Below are 21,520 nucleotides of genomic sequence, written 5' to 3'. Positions count from 1 at the left end.
ATGAATTACCCCATATGGCCTGTTTGGGCCAGGGAAGGACCGCCGACCAGCCCAGTGAGTGCCCTTCTACCCTGAAAGATGTCTGGAATCGGGCCGGATGCGCCCCCGCAAAGAGGGGCGTGGGGCTGGACGGCGGCGGGCATCCTGTGCACACTCCGCCCCGACGTACGGCTCAAATCGTCGAGCCTTCCCGGATGACCGGGACCCGCGGGGAACTGGAACAGACAATGGACTGGCGGCGTGCTTTCGGACGATGCCCTGATCTTTCTTCAGCATTCGATCAAGACGGTGTGGACTCTGGAGATTCTGCTGATTTTACGGCGTGATCCGGGTCAGGCATGGAATTCGGACGAACTCATTCGCGAATCGCGCAGCAGCACGCTCATCCTCCAGGAAGTCTTGGCGAATCTTAAACAGGCTGGATTGATCGATACGGATGGGGAGCATCGCATCCGCTACCGCAGCGCGACCCCGGCGTTGGAGCGCCTCGTGGCTGAGATCGCCGTCGCACAGGCGCGGCGCCCGGCGGCGGTCATGAAGGCGCTGCTCTCGGTATCGTCGGACAAGGTACAGAACTTCGCCGGCGCCTTCCGCGTCGGAAAAAGGACATGACAATCCGGCCATAATTCACCCCCGGAACCGGGTTGGATTTTGCTAAACTGTCGTTCGAAGCAACCGCATTTGGCCGGTCGCCTCGTCCAGAAAAGGGGCGAACGGCTGTATTTGCCTTGATCCGCCGACCGAATGGCTTCGATGTCCTGTGGAGTTTCCATTATGCCGTTTCACCGACCGGCCCTGGGGCTGTCCCTTGCCGCCCTTGCCCTGGCCGGAGCCCTCTCAGGCGCGGCCCAAGCCGCAACCACCGACCGCAACCCCGCCCCCGCCGCCCAGACCGCCCCGGCCACAACGCCCAACGCCGCGCCCAACGCCGCACCCGACGCGGCCCCCGCCGCCAAGGTTACGGGTTTCCGCTCCGCGCGCTTCGGCATGACCGGTGACGAGGTCACGAAGGCCATCACCAAGGACTTCAAGATCGAGGGCAAGGACATCCGCCGCGAGACCAACGCGACGGAGCGGACCACCAGCCTGATCGTGAAGGTCGACGACCTGCAGACCGGTGCCGGCCCGGCGGTCGTCGCCTACATCCTCGGCCATTCGACGCAGAAGCTGTTCCAGGTGAACATCCTGTGGGGCGGCGCGGTGAATCCGAAGGTCGATCCCAACGCCCTGGTCGGTGCCGCCAACGCCCTGCGCAACTATTTCGTGGGACAGGGTTACCGGCAGGAGGGCATGCTGCTCAACGCGCCGGTCGGCGACGGATCGCAGGTGGTGGTCTTCCGCGGCACCGACAGCCAGGGGCGCATGAGCCTGCTGACCCTCGCGGTCCCGCCGAAGCCCTCCGATGACACCCCCGCCCTGCCGCCGTCGCTTCAGCTCTCCTACATCGAGAAGCCGAACGAGCCGGACGTCTTCAAGATCGAGAAGGGCTTCTGATCGCCGGCCCTCCGCCGGTCCGGAACGAAAAAGGGCGGCGCCATCGTGGCGCCGCCCTTCCCGTTTCCGCCAAGCGGGACCGGATCAGCCCCGGAGGGCGAGGCGGTCGACCAGCCCCGACCAGCTGCTGACCGAGATCAGGTGGGCGTAGACAAGCCCCAGCCAGCCGCGGTCGCGCCACTCCACCAGCGTCTCGGCGGGAAGCCGGTTGAAGGCTGCCTCGTCGATCACGTTGAAGCCGGCGAGGCTCAGCCGTTCGCCGTTGTTCAGGGTGATGTCGGCGCGCTTCTCCGACATCAGGCCGGCGGCGACCACCGCCTCGACGAACTGGGTGGTGAACAGGTTCTGGGCCTGGACTTCCTTGACGAACTCCAGGGCGTTGTTGGTCAGGGCGGAAGGCTGCCCGTCCACGAAGAAGGGGTTGTCCCGGCCCGGAACGACGGAGTCCGCCGCCTCGTCGACGCACAGGGTGAGCTGAGCCCCGTCCTCGCTCTCCAGGAAGATGAACGGATAGCGGCGGACGTAGGCGGGAATGTAGGTCCCCTCCTCCCACGCGCCGTTCGCGTCGACGAACAGATTCTCCCCGCTGCGCAGGCCGAGCAGAGCCACCGGCTGAGCCGTCGGGCCTTCCGAGAACAGGATCGGGAACTGCTTGCAGGCCGCGGGGAACTCCGCCGCCATCAGCGGCACCGAGTTGGTGGTGGCCGCGAAGGCGAAGTTCGGCTCGGTCCGCAGCGACAGATCGGCGTCGCGGGCGGCCACCAGCGGGCGGGGGCTCTTGTAGAACAGGGGCAGGGTCGGTTCGGTCATCGTTCGCTATCCAAAGGGTAAAGGTCTGCCGGGGGAAGGCGCGCCTCAGCGCGCCTCCTCCTCCTCCGTTTGCTGGTTGCCGGTGGCGGACGGCGCGGGGCCGGTGGTCAGGACCTCCGGCTGCGCGCCGGCGCGGGTGGTGGACGGGTTGGTTCCGGCGCCCGTGGACAGAACCTCCGGCTGCGCCCCCACACCGGTCAGCGACGGGGTCGTGCCGGCCAGGGTGAGAACCTGCGGCGCGGCATAGGCGGCCAGAGCGTTCGGCGTAAGGCCGGCGCGGGTCATCGTGCCGGTGAACAGGCTGGCGACGCCCGGGGTGCTGGGAACCGGGACCACCACCACCACGGTGGCGGCGACCCGGCTGACCTGCTGCGTCGGACCCCAGGGGGTGTTGTTGATGAAGTACGGGGCGGCCCGCAGCGGGCTGTCGATCGCGCTGGCGGCCAACGCATCCGTCCTGCCGGCCACGGTGCCGAACATCCGGGCGGAACCGGCCTTGGGAACGGTGAGGCTCAGCACGTCGATCTTCTGCAAGGCGGTCCCGGTCTCCTGTCCGATGAGCAGCGCCCCGCCGTCGGACGCCATGGTCAGCATGGTGGCCTTGCCCTGGAGCCCCGCCATGGTGATGGGGCCGCCCGCCGCGATGGACGCCTGGCCGTCCGGCAAGGACGCCACGGCACCCAGCGTGATCGGGCCGGTCTTGGCCGTAATGCTGGTGGGCAGAACAATGCCCGATCCACCGGATTGGGTAAAGCCTCCCTCCGTGACAACCGTGGCATCGCGACCAAAGGTCACCATGCCGGCCCCGTCCGTCGTGACCAAGGCCAGCGAGCCGGCGCTGTTCACCGCCGCACCGAAGGTGAAGCCGGCGCCGGTCAGGCGGAGGCCGTCCGACCCGGTCGCGGTCAGCGTCTTGGCGAAGCGGCTCTCGCCGCCGGCCGTCTGGGTCAGCGAGCGCACGGTTACCGCGCCGTCGTAGAAGACGCCGCCCGAGGTCCGGACCGTGACGTCGCCCATCAGGCCCGACGCGCCGATGTCTCCCGCCGCCCGGATGGACGCGCCGTTCAGCGACAGCGCGGAACGGTTGACGCTGTCGACGGCCCCGCCGAACACGAGGTCGCCGCCGGTGCTGGTCAGCGCGCTGGCGCCGGTCACCGTCAGGGCCCCGCCGAAGCGCTGCACCCCGGTGGTGGTGACGGACGCGCCGTCCAGGCGGGTGCCGCCGCTGACGGCGATCTGCCGCAGGGCGCCGGTTTCGCCGAAGACCCCGGCCAGGACGGCGTCGCCGTCGACCGTCAGCCCCTGCACCCCGGCGTTGGCGGCGTTGCCGCCGTTCAGCAGGGAGACGGTCCCGCCCGTCAGGACGGTGTCGACCCCCAGCGTCACCGCGCCGCCGAAGCTCTGCTCCGCGACGGTGGTCACCGCGCCGCCATTCAGGGTGGCGGTGCCGGTCACCGACAGGCGGCTCAGCGCCTGCGTGCCGCCGACCAAGCCGTTGACGACGGCGTCGCCGGCGATGGTCAGCCCCTGGCCGCCGCGGGTGGCGGCGTCCAACCCGCCGACCAGCACGACGGTGCGGCCGGTCAGGAGGGTGTCGGTCCCCAGCACCGCCCGTTCCCCGTAGGTCTGGGTCCCAGTGGTGTCGACGGAACCGCCGTTCAGGGCCAGCGTGCCCGCCGCGTCGGTGACGACCGAGGCCGCGCGAACCGACTGGGCGAAGCGGGTCTGGCCGGCGCTGTAGACCGTCAGATCGCCCAGCCGCTCCGTTCCGCCGACCGTGCCGGCGAAGACGGCGTCGCCGGTGCCGCTTGTGACGGTCAGGGCCTGCCCGCCGTCCAGCGCCCCGGCGAAGGTGACGCCGGTGCCGGCCAGGGCCGACGGGGAGCCGGCCAGACGGACTGCGCCGCCGTAGGTCTGCGCCCCGCTGGTGACCGCCGTGGCGCCGGTCAGCAGCGTCTCGCCACCGACCGTCAGCGCGGCCAGCGCCTGCCGGGTGCCGAGGGTGCCGGCGAGCGCGGCGTTGCCGGCGATGGTCAGGCTCTGACGGCCCGCCTCCGCCGCGTCGATGCCGCCCGACAGCGCCACCTGGGTGCCGGTCAGGACCGTGTCGGTCCCCAGCGTCACCGCGTCGGCGTAGCTCTGCGCCCCGGTGGTGTCGACGCTGCCGCCGTTCAGGATGGTGATCCCGGTGGCGTCGGTGACCAGCGAGGCCGCCTTGACCGTGTCGGCGATGGTGGTGGTGCCGCCGCCGTTGATCGCCAGCGCCCCCAGATGGCTGCTGCCGCCGACGGCACCGCCGAGCAGGATGTCGCCGCTGCCGCTGGTCAGCGTCAGCGCCCGCCCGCCGTCGAGGGTGGAAGCGAGGACGATCCCGCCGGTGCCGGTGATCCGGCTGTCGCCGCCCAGGGTCACCGCCTTTGCCGCCGTGAAGACCGTGCCGGCCTGATAGGCGCCGTCCAGGGTCACCGCGTCGTTGTAGGTCTGGGCGCCGCTGGTCGTCACCGACGTGAGGCTGGTGATGCCGTCGGCGTCGGTGGTCAGGCTGGCGAGCGCCGTGGTGTTGCCGACCGCCGCGTTGAACTGCGTGGCGCCGCTGCTGTTGACGGTCAGCGCCTGGGCGCCGTTCACCGTCCCGTTGAAGGTCACCACGCCGCTGCCGGCGTCGACCGTGGTGGTTCCCGCCAGCGTCGCCGGGCCGGCGACGGTGAAGGCGCCGTTGCCGGTGGCGTAGGTGCCCATCAGGCTGGTCTCGCCGCCGTAGCTCTGGTCCCCCGCCGTGGTCACGTTGACCAGGCTGGTGTAGCCCGTGCCGGTGGTCAGGCTGGCGAGCGCCGTCGTGCCGCCCACCGCCGCGTTGAACACCATCGCCCCGGTCGAGGTCGCCGTCAGCGCCTGGGCGCCGTTCACCGTCCCGTTGAAGGTGATCGTGCCGTAGCCCGCGTTCACCGCCGTGGTCCCCGCCAGCGTCGTCGCACCGTTGAAGGTGATCGCGCTGTCGGTCGAGCTGTAAGTGCCGCTCAGCGTCGTGGCTGCGTTGTGGGTCTGAGTGCCGCTGGTGGTGACGTTCAGGAAGCTGGCCGTGGCACCGGCGTTGGTGGTCAGGCTGGCCAGAGCCGTCGCGCCGCCGACCGCCGCGTTGAACTGCGCCGTGCCCGTCCCGGCGATGGTCAGCGCCTGAGCGCCGTTCACCGTGCCGTTGAAGGTCGCCGTCCCGGCGTTCACCGTCGCCGCCCCGCCCAGCGTGGCCGCCGCGTTGGTGGTGACCGTGCTGCCCGTGTAGGTGCCGTTCAGGGTCACCGCGTCGTTGTAGGTCTGCGCCCCCGTGGTGGTGACGTTGCGCAGGCTGCTGGTACCGGTGGCGTCCGTGGTCAGGCTGGCCAGAGCCGTCGTGCCGCCCACCGTGCCGGTGAACTGCGTCGTGCTCTTGTTGTTGACCGCCAGCGCGTAGGCGCCGTCCACCGTGCCGGCGAACAGCACGCTCGACCCGCCGTTCACCGTCGTGTCGCCGGCCAGCGTCGTCGCACCGTTGGCGGTGAAGGCGCCGGTGGTGGTCGTGTAGATGCCGTTCAGGGTCACCGCGTCGTTGTAGGTCTGCGCCCCGGTGGTGGTGACGTTGCGCAGGCTGCTGGTGCCGCCGGCGTCGGTGGTCAGGCTGGCCAGAGCCGTCGTGCCACCCACCGTACCGGTGAACTGCGTGGCGCCCTTGTTGTTGACCGCCAAGGCGTAGGCACCGTCCACCGCACCGGCGAACAGCACGCTCGACCCGCCGTTCACCATCGTGTCGCCGGCCAGCGTCGCCGCACCGTTGGCGGTGAAGGCACCGGTGGTGGTGGCGTAGGTGCCGTTCAGAGTGACCGCGTCGTTGTAGGTCTGCGCCCCGGTGGTGGTGACGTTGCGCAGGCTGCTGGTGCCCCCGGCATCCGTCGTCAGGCTCGCCAGAGCCGTCGTGCCGCCCACCGCCGCGTTGAACTGCGTCGCGGCGGCGCTGTTGATGACCAGGGCCTGGGCACCGTCCACCGTGCCGGCGAACAGCACGCTCGACCCGCCATTCACCGTTGTCGCACCGGCCAGCGTCGTCGCACCGTTGGCGGTGAAGGCGCCGGTGGTGGTCGTGTAGATGCCGTTCAGCGTGACCGCGTCGTTGTAGGTCTGGGCACCCGTGGTGGTGACGTTGCGCAGGCTGCTGGTGCCCCCGGCATCCGTCGTCAGGCTGGCCAGAGCCGTCGTGCCGCCCACCGTGCCGGTGAACTGCGTCGTGCCCTTGTTGTTGACCGCCAGCGCGTAGGCGCCGTCCACCGTGCCGGCGAACAGCACGCTCGACCCGCCGTTGACCATCGTGTCGCCGGCCAGCGTCACCGCACCGTTGGCGGTGAAGGCACCGGTGGTGGTCGTGTAGGTGCCGTCGAGTGTCGTGGCGGCGTTGTGGGTCTGGGCGCCGGTGGTGGTGACGTTCAGGAAGCTGGCCGTGGCACCGGCGTTGGTGGTCAGGCTGGCCAGAGCCGTCGTGCCGCCCACCGCCGCGTTGAACTGCGCCGTGCCCGTCCCGGCGATGGTCAGCGCCTGGGCGCCGTTCACCGTGCCGTTGAAGGTCGCCGTCCCGGCGTTCACCGTCGTCGCCCCGCCCAACGTGGCCGCCGCGTTGGCGGTGACCGTGCTGCCCGTGTAGGTGCCGTCCAGGGTGACCGTGTCGTTGTAGGTCTGCGCCCCCGTCGTCGTCACCGACTTCAGGCTGCTAGTACCGTCGGCGTCGGTGGTCAGGCTGGCGAGCGCCGTCGTGCCGCCCACCGTGCCGGTGAACTGCGTGGCGCCCTTGTTGTTGACCGCCAAGGCGTAGGCGCCGTCCACCGTGCCGGCGAACAGCACGCTCGACCCGCCATTCACCGTCGTGTCGCCGGCCAGCGTCGTCGCACCGTTGGCGCTGAAGGCCCCGGTGGTGGTCGTGTAGATGCCGTCGAGCGTCACCGCGTCGTTGTAGGTCTGCGCCCCGGTGGTGGTGACGCTGCGCAGGCTGCTGGTGCCGCCGGCATCCGTCGTCAGGCTGGCCAGAGCCGTCGTGCCGCCCACCGTGCCGGTGAACTGCGTCGCGGCCTTGCTGTTGACGGCCAGGGCGTAGGCACCGTCCACCGTGCCGGCGAACAGCACGCTCGACCCGCCGTTCACCGTCGTGCCGCCGGCCAGCGTCGCCGCACCGTTGGCAGTGAAGGCACCGCTGCCGGTGGTGTAGGTGCCGTCCAACGTCACAGCGTCGTTGTAGGTCTGGGCGCCGTTGGTTGTCACCGACTTCAGGCTGCTGGAGCCGCCGGCGTCCGTGGTCAGGCTCATCAGCGCCGTCGTGCCGCCCACGGCGCCGTTGAACTGCGCCATGCCCTGATTGTTGACCGCCAGGGTGTAAGCGCCGTCCACCGTGCTCATGAACACAACGCTCGACGTGCCGTCCACCGTCGTATTGCCGCCCAGCGTCACCGCGCCGATGGCCGAGAAGACCGCGTCGGTGGTGTAGGTGCCATCCAGCGTCACCGTGCCGCTGTAGGTCTGGCCGCCCGTGGTCGAAACCGACTTCACGCTGGCCGTCCCGCCGGCATCGATGGTCAGGCTCGTCAACGCCGTCGTGCCGCCCACCGTACCGGTGAACTGCGTCGCGCCGCTGCTGGTGATCACGAGTGAGTTGGCCCCGTTCACCGTGCCGCTGAACAGCACGTTTCCGCTGCCGGAGTTCACCGTGGTGCCGCCCGCCAGCGTCGTCGCGCCGGTCACCGTGAAGGCGCCGTTTCCGGTGGCGTAGGCGCCCTGGAGGCTGGTCGCGCCGGTGTAGGTCTGCGCACCCGTCGTCGTCACGGCGCGCAGGCCGATGGTCCCCGCGGTGACCGTCAGATAGGCCAGGTTGCTGGCCGCCCCGCCCAGCGTCACGCCGCCCTGCGCCGCGTTCAGGGTCGCCCCGTACCCACCGCCGTTCAGCGTGCCGGTCACCGACAGGTCGCCGCCGGTCGCGCTCACCATGCGGTTGGCGCCGGACAGGGTCAGGTTCCCGGTGACGGTCACCGACTTGCCGGACAGCGTGCCGTTCAAGGTGGTGTTGCCGGTGTAGGTCTGCGTGCCTGTGGTGGTGACGTTGCCCAGGGCGATGCTGGTGCCCTGCACCGTCACGCTGGCCCGGGTGGCGTCCGAACCGACGCTGTACACCGCCTTGGTCAAGGACACCGCACCCCCCGTGGAGATCAGGGAGATGGTGCCGCTGCCACCGGCGTTGATTCCGGTGGTGGCGTTGCTGTCGCTGATGGCGCCGCTGGCGGTGACGGCGATGTCGCCGTCGGTGGTGGCGAGATTGCCCAGGTTGAAGCTGGTGCCGGCCAGATAGATTCCGCCCGTTCCGGTCACCATCGCCGAGATGTTGGCGATGGTGCTGGTGAAGGCGGCGCTGCTGGTCCCGATCCCGGTGTTGGAGGTCAGGTTCAGCGTGCCGCCGGTCAGGCTGGTGCCGTTGCCGGTCAGCAGGCTGCCGCCCGCCGCCGACAGGTTGATGGTCCCGGTCGGACCGGCGTTGACCGTGCCGACCGTCAGGTCGCCCGTCGTCGCGGTCAGGCTGACCGTGCCGACCCCGGTCACCGAGGTCGCCGTCATGCCGGTGCTGCTGGTGGCGGTGACGGTGCCGTTGGCGCCGAGGGTCGCCGCCGTCAGCGTGCCGGTGTTGTTGACGGTCAGGTTCTTGCCGGAGCCGGTCAGGCTGGCGTCGATGGTGCCGACCGTGGTGTTGAGGGTGGTGTCGCCGCCATTGGAGCCGCTGGCGAAGGTCAGCGAGCCCGCGGTGATCGACAGCGACCGCGGCGAGGCCCCCGCGGCCACCACGTCGGTGGTGCCCTTCAAGGTCAGCGCACCCATGCCGAGGTTGATCGCCGCGGTCGGCAGGGTCAACACCCCGCCGGCCTGCAGCAGCAGGTTGCCGCTGGTCATCGACAGGCCGGCGCTGGCGTCCAGGTTGCCGGCCGTGCGGATGTAGGCGGACCCGCCGGCGCCGAGGGTGACGAGGTTGCTGGTCAGCGTCAGGGCGGCGCTGTTGATGTTGTCGACCGAAATGACCGGCGTGGTGCCGGTGGCGGTCAGGCCGGTCAGGCTCGACACGTTCATCTTGATCGGCGTGCCGGCGCCGGTGGCGGCGTCGGTGACAGTGCCGATGCTGCCGCCGTTGGCGGTCAGGCTGGCCGAATGGCCGGTCACATGAGTGCCGTTGCCGCTGCCCAGGATGGAGCCGGTGGCGGTCAGCGCGACCGTTCCATTGGTGGTGTTGGCCGACACCGACTGGACCGTCATCGTGCCGGCGGACTCGATGGTGACCGAGCCGCTGGAGGCGGTGGCCGAGGCGACGGTGACGCCGCCGGTGGAGGCGTCGGTCAGGTAGACGCTGCCGGTGGCGCTCGCCAGGGTCAGGCTGCCGGTGGTGGTCTGGACCGACCGGCTGGAGGTGCCGACGCCCTTGCTGCCGGTCAGCGAGGCCGAACCGCCGACGATCCGCGTCTCGGCAAGGCCGTCGTCATAGACGCCGCCGCCGCTGGAGCTGAGGGTGACCGCCCCGGTGCCGGCGTTGATGCTGCCGGCGATGATGTCGGCGTCCACCGCGGTGGAGGAGATCGTGATCGCCCCACCGCCGGTGCTGGCGCTGACCACCTGGAGGCGGTCGCCGGCCTGCACGTCGATCTTGCCGCCGGTCGTCGCGGCGTAGGCCAGCGCGGTGGCGCCGGTCGTGCTCAGATAGATGTCGCCCGAACCGCCGTTCACCTGCACCTGGGCCCCGCCCACGCCAACGCGGGCGGAGGAGGTGCCGATGCCGCCGGCGCCGTTCAGCGCGACGGTCTTGCCGGTGACCGCGGACCCGCCGTTGGCGGCCAGGATCTTGCCGCCGTTGCCGGTGGCGCTCAGCGTGACCGAGCCGTCGTTGGCGCCCGCCGTCACCGTCCCGGCGGTGATGGACCCGCCGGTCGAGGTCACGGTGATGCTGTTGCCCGCCGCGTCGGTGGCGATGGCGACGTTGGTCAGCGTGATGTTGCCGCTGCCCGACACCACCACCGGGCCGTTGCTGACCGCGGCCGTCAGCCCGCCCGTCAGCGATCCGGCGATGTCGAGATAGAGGCCGCCCGCGCCCGTGACGTTGGTGGTCAGCGCCCCGGTGCTGGACGTCGTGACCTTGAACGCCGAGTCCGCCGTGCCGATGCCGGCCCCCGCCGTCAGCGTGGCGCTGCCGGTGCCGAGGCTCAGGCTGGAGCCGCCGTTGAGGATCCGGCCGGCCGTCGCCGTCAGGGTCAGCGCCTTGCTGCTGTCGTAGGAGAGGTTGGAGACGGTCAGGTCGCCGGCCGCCGCAATCACCGTCAGGGCGCCGCCCGTGGTGATGGAGCTAAGGTTTAGCCCCGCCGCGTTCTTCACGAACAGGCCGCCGGTGCCACTGCTGGCGGTCAGGCTGGACACGTTCATGCCCAGCGCCGTGGCGTTGCTGCCGATGGCGCTGCTGTTGCCCTGTTCGTTGGTCTTCTTCTGGGCGTCGAGCTTCAGGGAGCCCGCGGTGATGGTGGAGCTGTTGTTTACCGCCGTGATGTTGCCGGCGGTCGCGCTGTTGCCCGTCGCCGTCAGGCTGACCGTGCTGGAAGCGCCCGTGTTCACCGTGCCGATGGCGATGGCCCCCGGCGCCTTGAAGGTAAAGTCCAGGCCGGTGCTGTCGGTCAGCGTGGTGAAGGTGGTGGTGCCGCCGCTGTCCGTGACGTTCCAGCTCAGGTTGGCCGCCGTCAGGCTCATCGTGCCGGAGGTCGACGCCCCCGTCGTGCCCGGCGTGCGGTCGATGGTCAGCTTGGCGAGGTCGAGCGTGTCGGCGACCTTGAAGGTGCCGGGCGTCTTGATCGTCAGATCGGTCGTCGCGACGTTGAGCGTGGAGCCCGTGGCGGCGATGCCGCCATTGATCGCGGACAGCTCGACGCTGCCGCCGGACACCAGATTGCCGTTGCTGGCGTCGATGCTGCCATCGCCGCTGGTCAGCGACACCGACCCGGTCGTGGTGATGGTGCCGGCGGTCAGGAGGCCGGCCCCCGAGGAGCCGGTCGACAGCTTGATCGCACCGCCACCGGTGCTCACCACCGACTGGGCGATCAGGCTCTTGCTCTCCGACACCGCGATGCTGCCGGCGGCGCTCGCGGTCAGCGTGGTGCTGGTGGAGTTGGCCTGCGTCGAGATGGCGGAGACGTTGCCGATGGACCCGGTCGCCGTCAGGTTCACCAGATTGCTGCCGCTGATCGTGCCGCTGAGGATCGAGCCGCCCTGGTTGTTGATGACCGCGTTGGCGCCGTACATCGAGATCGAGCCGAGCGCGATGTCGCCGGTGGAATTGTTCAGGGTCAGCGCACCGGCCAAGCTCATGGAGTCGATGACCGTCGAGCCGTGCAGGTTGATCACGGCGCCGTTGTTGGCGTTCACCGTCAGGTTGCCGGTGGTGATGCTGATGAATTCACCCCCGTTCGCACCGACCACGTTGGAGGAGGACGTCAGGCTCGCGACGCCGGCGTTGATCTTGAGGACCGAATGGCCGTTCCCGACGATGCCGGCGTCGGCGATCAGGGCGATCGTGCCGGTCTTGCCGACGTCAAGGCCGCCGACGACCAGCTTGCGGTGGCTGTCGAAGGTGAAGCGCACGCCGCTGCGGTCAGTCAGCGCGGCCAGCACCGCCTGGGTGCTGCTCTCGGCACCAGTCAGCGCGATGGCCGAGCCGGACGTATCGACCGAGGTCAGGCTGTAATTGCGGTCGTTGATGCTGGACGAGGTGCTCTTGATCTTGAGCGTGCCGATGCGGGTGTCGGATTCGACATAGAGATCGCCCTTCACGTTGAAGGTCGCGGACGACGCCGACAGATGGATCTTGTTGCTGGAGGAGCCGATGCCGCCGCCGCTGCTCAGGGTCGCGGTGCCCGCGGTGATGCGGTTGGCCGGGTTGCCCGCGTTCGCCGAGGCGGCGCCCGTGATGGCGCCTGCGCTGGTCAGGTCGACGGTGCCCCAGTTCTGCGCGTTGAGCGTGCCGATGGACAACGCGTGCTGGGTGTCCAGCTTGAAGGCGAGACCGGTGGTGTCGGTCAGCTCGCTCAGCGTGGTGGTGACGCCGTCGTCCGTCATGGTGAAGACGAGCTGCGGCGCGGTGATCTGATAGGTGCCGGCGCCGGTCGTCCGCGAGCTGGTCAGCGACAGCGCGGTCAGGTCCTTGCCGTTGTCCACGAAGGCGTCGGTCGCCGTCGTCAGCACCAACGTGTCGGCCATCGTCGCGATGTGGTTGGCGGACGATCCCGCCTGACCGATGCCGCCGGTCGCGGTGAGGGTGACCGTGCCGGCGGTCACCATCGAGCTGCCGTTGCTGAAGATGTCCTTGCCGGTGCCGGTGGTCTCGATGGTCACCTTGCGGGCGAGTCCGCCGTTGATCGTCCCCAGGGCGACGCTGTTGTCGCTCTTGAACGAGAAGTCGAGGCCGCTTGCGTCCACGACGCTGCCGAGCGTGTACTGGCTGCCGGTGTTGCTGTCGGTCAGCGCGAAGGTCAGCCCTTCCGACCGGATGTCGTAGGCGTTCTGCGCGCCGGTCGAGGCGTGCCTGACATCCAGGCTGAGGGCGTGCAGGTCGGCGCCGTTCGTCAGATAGACGTTGCGCCCGGCGATCACCTCCAGGGTCCGCGTCTCGGTCAGCAGCGGCGTGCCGGACGCCCCGATGGAGCCCCCTTCGACCGTCAGCGTCACCTTGTCCGCGCTCAGCGGCTTGGTTCCGGACTGCAGCAGCGACCCGTTGTTGGTCACCTTGATGTCCGCCGAGGAACCGGCCTTCACATCCTTCAGCGTCAGGGTGCCGGTGTTGCTGAGCGTCAGCGATCCCGTCAGATTGGCCGACAGCGTGCCGACCTGGGTAGTGAAGTAGGAGCCGCTGTTGGTGTGGCCGACGCTGGTCCCCTTCAGCGTCAGGCTGCCCGCAGTGACCGCGGCGCCGCTGCTGTTCGTGGCGCTGATGCTGGAGCTGCCGGAATTGGCGGTCAGATCGACGGTGCCGCTGTTTCCGACGTCGATCTTGGCGATCCGCAGGGCCTTGTCGTTGCTGATGTTCAGCTTCAGACCGCTCTGGGTGACGTTCGTCACCGTCAGGCCTTCCTGCAACGACGAATCGCTGAAGCTGGCGGTCAGGCCGGTCGAGCTGATGGAGTAGCTGTTGCTGCCGCCGCCGGACTTGTTGTGCCGGAAGTCCAGCGTCAGATCGGTCAGGGTTGTGTTGTTGCTGACCGTCACGTTGCCGCCCGACGCGATGGACAGCTTCTGGGTGCTGGTCTGCACCTGGTTGGTGCCGCCGACGTTGCCGTTGCCGCCGGTCGCGGTCAGGGAGACCGAGCCCGCCGTGATCGTGCCCGACCCGTTGATCGACGGACCGCCGGACGCGCCCGAAGCCGCCCCGGTGGAGGTCAGCGCCACCGAGCCGGTGGAGCTGGTGCCGGCGTCGATCGTGCCGGCCACGATGCCGCGATCCACGCTGTAGCGCAGGTCCATGCTGCCGTTGCTCGGCGTGGACAGGGCCAGCGTCTGGATGCCGCTGGCCTCCGTCACCGTGAAGCTGCGGTTGGAGCCGAGGGCGTTGAACTGATAGGTCCCCGTGGCGGTGGACGTCTTGTGCGTGACGGTGACGTCCAGCGCGGTCAGCGCGGTGTTGCTGTTGTTGATGTAGAGGTCACCGTTGCTCACCAGGGTCAGCGACGCGGCGGAGGTCTTCACCGCCCGCGTGCTGGTGCCGATGGAACCGCCGTTGGTGCCGGAGCCGTTGGCAGACAGGGTGACGGAGGACGCCGTAATGGTTCCGCTTCCCGCCATGGTAATCGTCGAGTTCTCCCCGCCGCCCACCGTGGTCAGGCTGACGGCACCGCCGGCGGCGGTGATCTGGTTGATCTCGATGTTCTTCTTACCGGTGAAGCTGAAGTTGCTGTTCTGGGCGCTGGCGACGTCGATTGCGACCTTGGTGCCGCTGTCAACCAACGTGTAGATCTGGGCACCGGTGCTGCCGATGGAAAAGGTGCTCTTGGTCGCGGTGGCCGTGGTGGCGTTCGTGCTGGTGATCGCCAAGCTGTTGAAGGCGCGTCCGTTGTTGTCGACGTAGATGTCGCGCCCCGATGTCACGGACAGGTCGCCGGTGTCGAGGTTGATGGCCCCGTAGAGGGTCGAATCACCGATGGAGGAGGAGGCCCCCGCCTCCAGCGACACCTTGCCGGCGGTGATCTTGCTGCCGTTGCCGGTGTTGGTGACACCGTTGGACGAGACGATGGCGACGCTGCCGCCGGACCCGACACTGACGGTGCCGACCTTGACCGCGCGCGACGAATTGAAGGCGAAGTTCAGCGCCGTGCTGCTGGTGACGGTCTGGATCGTGGACTGCGACGAGCTGTCCGACAGGGTGAAGACCTGCCCGTTGACCGTGGTGATCCCGATGGTGCCGCCGGAGTAGGAGCCGCGCGTCAGCGTCAGGTCGGTCAGCGCCATCGTGCTGGTGATGCCGACGGACCCGCCCGTCGTGATCGACAGGTTCGCCGTCGCCAGATTCAGCGCGTTGGTGCCGCCGACGCTTCCATTGGCGCTCAGGATCACCTTGCCGGCGGCGATGAGCGTCGTGCTGTCCGAATCGTCCTGGACGCTGCCGCTGGTGTTCGTCAGCGTGACCGTTCCGGTGCCGTTGTTGGCGCTGACCGACCCGACGGTCATGACGCCGTTGGACTTCGTAACGGTGATGTCACCGCCGGCCGTCAGGCTGTCCAGCCCGGTCGGGCCGGTGCCCAGGCCGAGCCACATCGAACCGCCGGCGGTGGCCACGACCGTGCCGGCCTCCGCGTTCAGCGCCTTTCCGGACGTGCCGATGTTCTTCCCGGCGGTGAGGGTCACCGTACCGGCGGAACTCGTGCGCAACGTGGCGTTGTTCGGGTTCAGAATCGAGCCGTTGGTCGCCGTGACCGTGATATCGCTGCTGGCGCTGGACGAGAAGTTGGAGCCGAAGGCGATGTCCCCCCAGGTCGCCGTCACCACGATGGGGTTGTTGGCGGCGCTGAAGAAGCGGCTGCCCAGCGTGATGAGGTTCTTCTGGTTGTTGACACCCGTCGAGGTCGGCAGGGTGATGTAGATGCCGCCGTCCGCCGCGCTGGCGTTGAGAACCGGGGTGACGATGTCCAGATACTCGGTGCCCGAGCCGCTGCCGATCGCCTTGCTGGCCTTCAGGTTGACCGACCCGGCCAGCACCACCGTGGTCTTCGACCCGTCGTCCAGGATGGAGCCGTTCGTCGTCTCGGCGTTGAAGATGCTGTAGGTTTCGCTGGGCGAGGGCGTCCCGTTGTCGGGGAGGACGCCGTTCTTGTAAGTCAGATCGACCCGGCCGAGCCGGATGTCGCGGTCGCCCTTGAAGGAGAAGATCTGACCGGTGGTGTCGACCAGCGTGCGAAGCAGATAGCCGTTGGTGGCGTCGTCGGTCAGGTCGAAGGTGAAGTTCGGCGCGGTGATCGAGTAGCTGTTCACCACCGTCGTGTCCGCATGCGTGCTGGTGACGGTCAGTTCCGCCATGTCGGACAGGTTGGTGACGTGCAGGTCGCCGCCGGTGGTCAGCGTCAGCTTCGTGGCGTTGAGCGCCAGCGGAGCGTTGGCGTCGCCCACGCTGCCCGCCGCGGCGCTCAGCGTCACGGTGTCGGCGTTGATCCGCGTGTTCAGGCTGCCATCGTCGCGGATGCTGCCGGTGGTGGAGGTCAGCTTGACTGTGCCGCCCGTCCCCACCGTGGCGAGATCGCCGACGATCAGGTCGATGTCGCTGTCGAAAGTGAGGGTGGACAGCTTCGGGCTGCCGACCGCCTCCAGAATGGTCGCGGTGCCGTTGTCGCCGACCACGAAGTTGAAGTATTCGGACGTGAGTTCCAGCGCGTTGGCGGCCCCGCCAACGTGCCGGTTCGTGATCGACAGGCCGGTCAGGATCACGCCACTGTTGTCGAGATACAGATCCCCGACGTTGCTCAGCGTCAGCGACCCCGTGGAGGTGCGCAGATGGGTTCCGAAGCTCCCGATGGCGCCGTCCGTGCTCAGGCTGATGGCGTTGGCGGACAACCGGTTGTTGGCGTCCTTGCCCAGGATCGCCCCGCCGGTCGCCGTCACGGAGATCGCGCCGGCGGTCGTCTTGATCGTCCCCAGCGTGGCGGCGCCGCCGTTCACGGTGAGCGAGATCGACGAGCCGGTGGAGGTGATGTTGTCCACGGTCACGGCACCGGTCTGCATGACCGTGACGTTGCCCGCGTTGTTGGTGACCGTCAGCCGCTTCGCCGCGGTGTTTACCATCACGGTGGAGGTGCTGCCCCCGGCGGTGAGGGTGACGTTGTCGCCGGTGATCGTGCCGGACAGGGCGGAGATGCTGCCGTTGGCGGTCGTCAGGGTGACGTTGCCGGCGGCCCCGGCATCGACCGTGGTCGCGGTGATGTCGGACACCGTGCCGTTCGCCGTGACGGCGATGCTGCTGGTCCCGTTGGCGCTGGTGATCGTCCCGATGGTGGTCGTGCCGCCGGTGGTGATCGCGACATCGCCGTTGGTCGAGACGATGGAGCCCAGCACCGCCGAGCCCGACGTCGTCAGGAAGACGCCGCCCGCGCCGGAGGTGGCGTCGATGTTGTAGGAGCCGGCGGTCAGGGCCGTGCCGCTGGTGCCGATGCTGCCGGCGGCGTTCAGGACCAGGCTGTAGGAGCTGATGGTGGTCGAGGCGTCGGCATCGTTCAGGATGCTGCCGCCGCTGCTGGTCAGGGTCAGCGTGTTGCTGCCGATGGCCACCGCGCCGACCGTCAGGTTGCCGGTGGCCGCGATGGTGGTAAAGCCGCCGCTGATCAGGTTGGCCAGGGTCAGCGCACCGGTGTTCGACAGGTTGATGCCGCCGCTGCCGGCCGTGGCGGTCAGGCTGCCGCCGGCGGTGTTCAGCACCTGCGAGGATGTGCCGATGGCGCCGTTGCTGCCCGAGGAGCCACGGGCGGTCAGCGTCAGCGCGCCACCGGTCAGCAGGCTCGCGCCCGTGCCGGTGATGTTGCCGGCGGTGCTGGTCAGCGCGACGGATCCCGCTCCGGCGTTGACCGTGCCGACCTGGATGTTGCGGTCGCTGCGGAAGGCGAAGCTGTTCAGACCGCCGACCTGGCTGATCGTGTCGAGCGCGGTGCCGCCGGCCGAATCGGTGGCGGTGAAGGTCAGGCCCGTGGAGGCCAGGAAGAACTGGCTGTCGACCCCGACCGTCCGGTGCGTGCTGGTGACGGAAAGGTCGGTCAGCGTCTGGTCGTTGGTGACGAACAGGTTGCCGCCGGTGACCAGGGAGAGCTGGCTGCTGCTGGTCGACACCGCCGCACCGCTGGCGCCGATGGAGCCGCCGGCGGTCAGGGTGACCGGGCCGCCGACGATCCGGCCGGCGTCCAACGCGGTCAGCGACCCGCTCTCGGCCTTGACGGAGACCGCCCCGGCGCTTCCCGAGACCGGCGTGGTGTCGATCAGGTTGCCGAGCTGGACATTGTCGGTGGCCGTCAGCCGCACCGCGCCGCCGCGGGTCGTCAGCTTGCCGATGTTGGTCAGGCTGCTGGCCATGCCGTTGGCTTCCAGCACGATGTCGCCGCCGTTGGTGCGGATCTCGTAGCTGGCGTCGGTGAAGGCGATGCCGCTGGAGGTCAGCGACCGCAGGGTGAAGCTGTGGCCCGCCGTGGTCTGGAGATCGAGGCTGGTCTCCACCGTGATGAGGCCCGACGCCTCCAGCACGATGTTGGCGTTGCTGGCGATGCTCTCCAGCACCTGCTTCGATACCGTGTTGACGGCGTCGCCGCTGCCCAGGTTGGGGTCGTTGACGCCGATCGTGCCGTCCGCCGCGGCGCCGTCCTGGCTGCCTCCGGCGGAGCTGACGATGCGCAGGCTTTCCGGATCGAGCAGGAAGGTGCCCGCCGCGCCCTTCGGCGCGGTCAGGTCGACGCTGCCGGTCAGCGTGATGTCCTTGTGGCTGGACACCTCGGCGAAGCCGCCGTCGCCGCCCTCGGCACCGCCGCGGGCGGAGATTTTACCGGCGTGTTTCGTGCTTTTCTGCGACAGCACCGTCACGCTGCCGCCCTTGCCGGACTTCACCGCGTCGGCGGACAGGGTGGCGCCGGCCTCGACCGTCACCTTGTCCGACCAAATGCCGGAGCGGCCCGTCTTGCTGCCGATGGCGACCTCGCCGCCGCCCTTGCTGCCGGAGGCGTCGACGCGGGCGTTCTTCTTCACGGCGATCTCGGCGCCGGTGGCGACGACGGTGCCGCCGGTCTGCCCCTCCCCGCGCCCGCTGGCATCGACGGTGCCGCCGATGTTGACCTTGCCGTTGTCGCCGCCCGACAGGACGATCTTGCCGTTGGCGCTGCCAACCGAGGTGGCCTTGATGACGCCGTCGGTGTTGATGACGTTGTCGATCACGCCCTTCACGGCGCGCGCCGACAGGGTGACGCTGCCGCCCTCGGCGGCGATCTCGCCGGAATTGACGACCAGAGCCGCGACCGGCTTGCCGTCCGCGTCCTTCGCCACCGTCTTGACGGCGGAGCTGGCGTCGAAGCTGATCAGCCCGTCGCCGTGGAAGTCGAGCGTGAAGGTCTCGGCACCGCCCAGCGCGACCTTGCCCAGCTTCGCGCGGATGACGCCGGAATTGCGGACGTGCGGGGCCACCAGGGCGGCCAAACCGCTGTCCTTGACGGTGATGTCGCCCTCGTTCACCACCATGGCGTTCGGCTTGGCGGAGGCCTGGTCGAACTGGTACTTGCCCGCCATGAAGTTGGCGTCGGAGATGTTGGCGGTGGTCGCCACCAACCCGCCGACATCCACCTTCGCCCCGGCGCCGATCACCACGCCGTTCGGGTTGACCAGCATGACCGTGCCGTTGGCCGACAGGCTGCCCATGATCTTGGACGGGTCGTTGCCGGTGACCCGGTTCAGCGTGACGCTGGCGGCCGAGGGCTGCTGGAAGGTGACCTTCTCACCGGCGTCGATGCTGAAGGACTTCCAGTTGATAATGGCCTTGTCGGTGGACTGCAGGATCTCCATCGACTTCGGGGTCGCCGACTGGATGGTCGCCGCGCCCGCGGTGACGGTGCCTTCCAGCGGGTTGGCGTAGGCCGCGCCGGCGAACAGGGTGGATAGCGCCACACCGATCACGCTGCGCAGCGCCAGCCGCGCAAAGTCGATGCCTCCCCGGGCCTTTGCCGCGCGGCGCTGGTGCCGGGTGCCGCCACCACGCTGGGGCGCCTCCGTCGCGGACGACAGCAGCAGCCGCTGGCGCAGCGTCTGGCGGTGGCGGCGCGCGCCGGGAAGCTCGGTGAAGCCGGAGGTGGTGGTGACGTTGCCCTTGCCCATGTCCTGTATCCCCCGGCCCTATCAGTATTGCGCAGTGATGTTGAAGAAGACCCGCATGTCCTTGTCGCCCTCGGTCGCGACGCGGCGGGTCAGCGGCTTGTCGATCTCAAGCGTCGCGAACAGCCGTTCCACGAGGCTGGCGCGCACGCCGCCGCCCACGGAGACCAGCGAATTCCGGCTGTTCTGCTCCAGGCTGGAGCGGTTCCACACCTCGCCGCCATCGACGAAGCCGTAGACCTGGACCGCCTGCGCGAAGCTGTTGTCCGGCAGCACCGGCGTGTAGCGCAGTTCCAGCGACCCGGCCCAGCCGTTGTCGCCGGAGATCTCGCCCTCGTCGAAGGCGCGTCCGTAGCTCGGGCCGCCCAGCGCGATCTGCTCGCTGGCCAGCAGCGGCGTGCCCGCGGCCTGCATGGTGGCCGTCGCCAGGATGCTGAAGTTGGCCGGCAACTGCTGCACGCGGGTGATGTCGGCGGTGAGCTTGGTGAAGTCGCTGCGCCCGCGCTCGCGCGACGCGTAGGCCGAGCCGAGCTTCGTCGCGTCGAGGATGTCCAGACCCTGATGCACGAGGCCGCGCACCGCGGTGATGCCGTCCCAGCCGTCCGTCCGGTCATAGCTGAAACCGCCGCGCAGGATGCGCAGGCGGTCGCGGTTGAAGCGGTCGCCGGAAATGTCGGTGTTCACGTCGCGGTATTCGAATTCGCCGACGGCGCGCAGGTTTTCCAGGCGCGAGCGGATCACCGGGTAGCTGAGCGTTCCCACGCCCGCGGCCACCCAGCTTTCCACGTCCAGCGGGTCCAGCGTCAGGCCCGGGCGCGACTTGGAGTAGGAGCCGGTGGCGGAGAAGGTCAGCCCGTCGCCGGTCACCAGCGCCTGGTAGCCGGCGCCGACCGACCAGGCCCGCGATGCCGGGGAGGACACGCGCCCGCTGAGGTTCACCGTGTCGGCGTTCGGCCCGAAGGAGTTCAGCGCCGCCGTCGCGGTCGTCTGGGCGGTGCCGAGATAGGGCGTGTTGCGGTTGCTGAACGACACCAGGGCGTCCACCACCTTGCGGTCCGTCTTCACCACCACCACCGAGGCGCCGAGCGTGTCCGGCGACGGCTCCAGGCTGGCGCGCACGGTCAGGCCGGCGAGGTCGTTCGCCAGGAGAAGACGGCGCTCGACCTCGGCGACGTTGATCGGCTTGACGCCGCGCAGCGGCTCCACCAGCCGCTTCACCGCGGCGAGCGCCGGGCCGATGTCGTCGGGATAGGTGATGTCGGACACGAAGCCCTCGACCACCTGGAGGCGGAAGGTGCCGTCCTCGATCGTCTGGGCGGGGACGATGACCCGGCTGGTGATGAAGCCGTCGTTGCGGTAGCGGAACTCGATGTCGTTGGCGATCTTGAACAGGTCCGCCACCGACACCTCGCGGCCCAGCATGTCCTGGTAGGCGGCCTTGAGGCTGTCCTGGCTGTAGGCGGTGGCGCCTTCAATGGTGACCTCCCGCAACGTCAGGCGGTAGTTCTCGGCCCCCGCCGGGGCCTCCGCCGCGGGCGCCTTCGGCACCGTCACCGCCCCGCCGGGCACGGAGGGCAGCGGCATCACCGGCCGCGGCGCCTCCGGACGCGGTTCCGCGCCCGAGGGAAGTTGAGCCGGCAGCTGCTGCGCGAGCGCAGGGGCCGTCACACCCGCAAGAATAGCGCCGGCCGCGAAACAAGCCCACCGCGACGCCTTTCTCTTTTCCACATCTTCTTTAGGGACGTGAATGGAAGAAGCGGCTTTGGTGGATGAGTTCATGGGACCGATACCTTCGCGCGATGGTCGTTGCTAACCTTTG

Annotated in this window: 5 protein-coding genes; 2 read left to right on the top strand and 3 right to left on the bottom strand. The window is 69.3% G+C overall.

Features of this window, described 5'->3' with window-relative positions; translation table 11 throughout:
* Positions 1 to 240 precede the first annotated feature (240 nt).
* A complete protein-coding gene (locus ABAZ39_RS22990; protein ID WP_040136104.1) occupies positions 241 to 612 on the top strand; it encodes a hypothetical protein in 372 nt (123 codons plus the stop codon).
* A gap of 162 nt (positions 613 to 774) precedes the next feature.
* Positions 775 to 1,494: a hypothetical protein gene (locus ABAZ39_RS22985; protein ID WP_051658429.1), complete on the top strand. Its 720-nt coding sequence runs from the start codon at positions 775 to 777 to the stop codon at positions 1,492 to 1,494.
* An 84-nt stretch (positions 1,495 to 1,578) separates the two neighbouring features.
* On the opposite strand, the gene ABAZ39_RS22980 is transcribed toward ABAZ39_RS22985, so the two are convergent.
* Genes ABAZ39_RS22980 through ABAZ39_RS22970 form a run of 3 tightly spaced genes read right to left on the bottom strand, consistent with a single transcriptional unit; the run spans position 1,579 to position 21,285 of the window.
* Positions 1,579 to 2,304, bottom strand: coding sequence for a SapC family protein (locus ABAZ39_RS22980; protein ID WP_040136102.1), 726 nt, complete (start codon positions 2,302 to 2,304; stop codon positions 1,579 to 1,581).
* A gap of 45 nt (positions 2,305 to 2,349) precedes the next feature.
* On the bottom strand, positions 2,350 to 19,704 hold the full coding sequence (locus ABAZ39_RS22975) for a filamentous hemagglutinin N-terminal domain-containing protein (RefSeq protein WP_040136100.1): 17,355 nt from the start codon (positions 19,702 to 19,704) through the stop codon (positions 2,350 to 2,352).
* A 21-nt stretch (positions 19,705 to 19,725) separates the two neighbouring features.
* Positions 19,726 to 21,285 (bottom strand): ShlB/FhaC/HecB family hemolysin secretion/activation protein, encoded by a 1,560-nt coding sequence (locus ABAZ39_RS22970; RefSeq protein WP_247881754.1) that lies wholly within the window; start codon positions 21,283 to 21,285, stop codon positions 19,726 to 19,728.
* Positions 21,286 to 21,520 lie beyond the last annotated feature (235 nt).

Source organism: Azospirillum argentinense, assembly GCF_000632475.1.
GTDB lineage: Bacteria > Pseudomonadota > Alphaproteobacteria > Azospirillales > Azospirillaceae > Azospirillum > Azospirillum baldaniorum.
Note: the sequence above shows the minus strand (reverse complement) of the source record. Positions and strands in the feature narration are given on the sequence as shown.

Bases quoted from the DNA above. Each gene is read 5' to 3' on its own strand.
- ABAZ39_RS22985 (WP_051658429.1), top strand. From the start codon at position 775: ATGCCGTTTCACCGACCGGCCCTGGGGCTGTCCCTTGCCGCCCTTGCC.
- ABAZ39_RS22980 (WP_040136102.1), bottom strand. From the start codon at position 2,304: ATGACCGAACCGACCCTGCCCCTGTTCTACAAGAGCCCCCGCCCGCTG.
- ABAZ39_RS22975 (WP_040136100.1), bottom strand. From the start codon at position 19,704: ATGGGCAAGGGCAACGTCACCACCACCTCCGGCTTCACCGAGCTTCCC.
- ABAZ39_RS22970 (WP_247881754.1), bottom strand. From the start codon at position 21,285: ATGCCGCTGCCCTCCGTGCCCGGCGGGGCGGTGACGGTGCCGAAGGCG.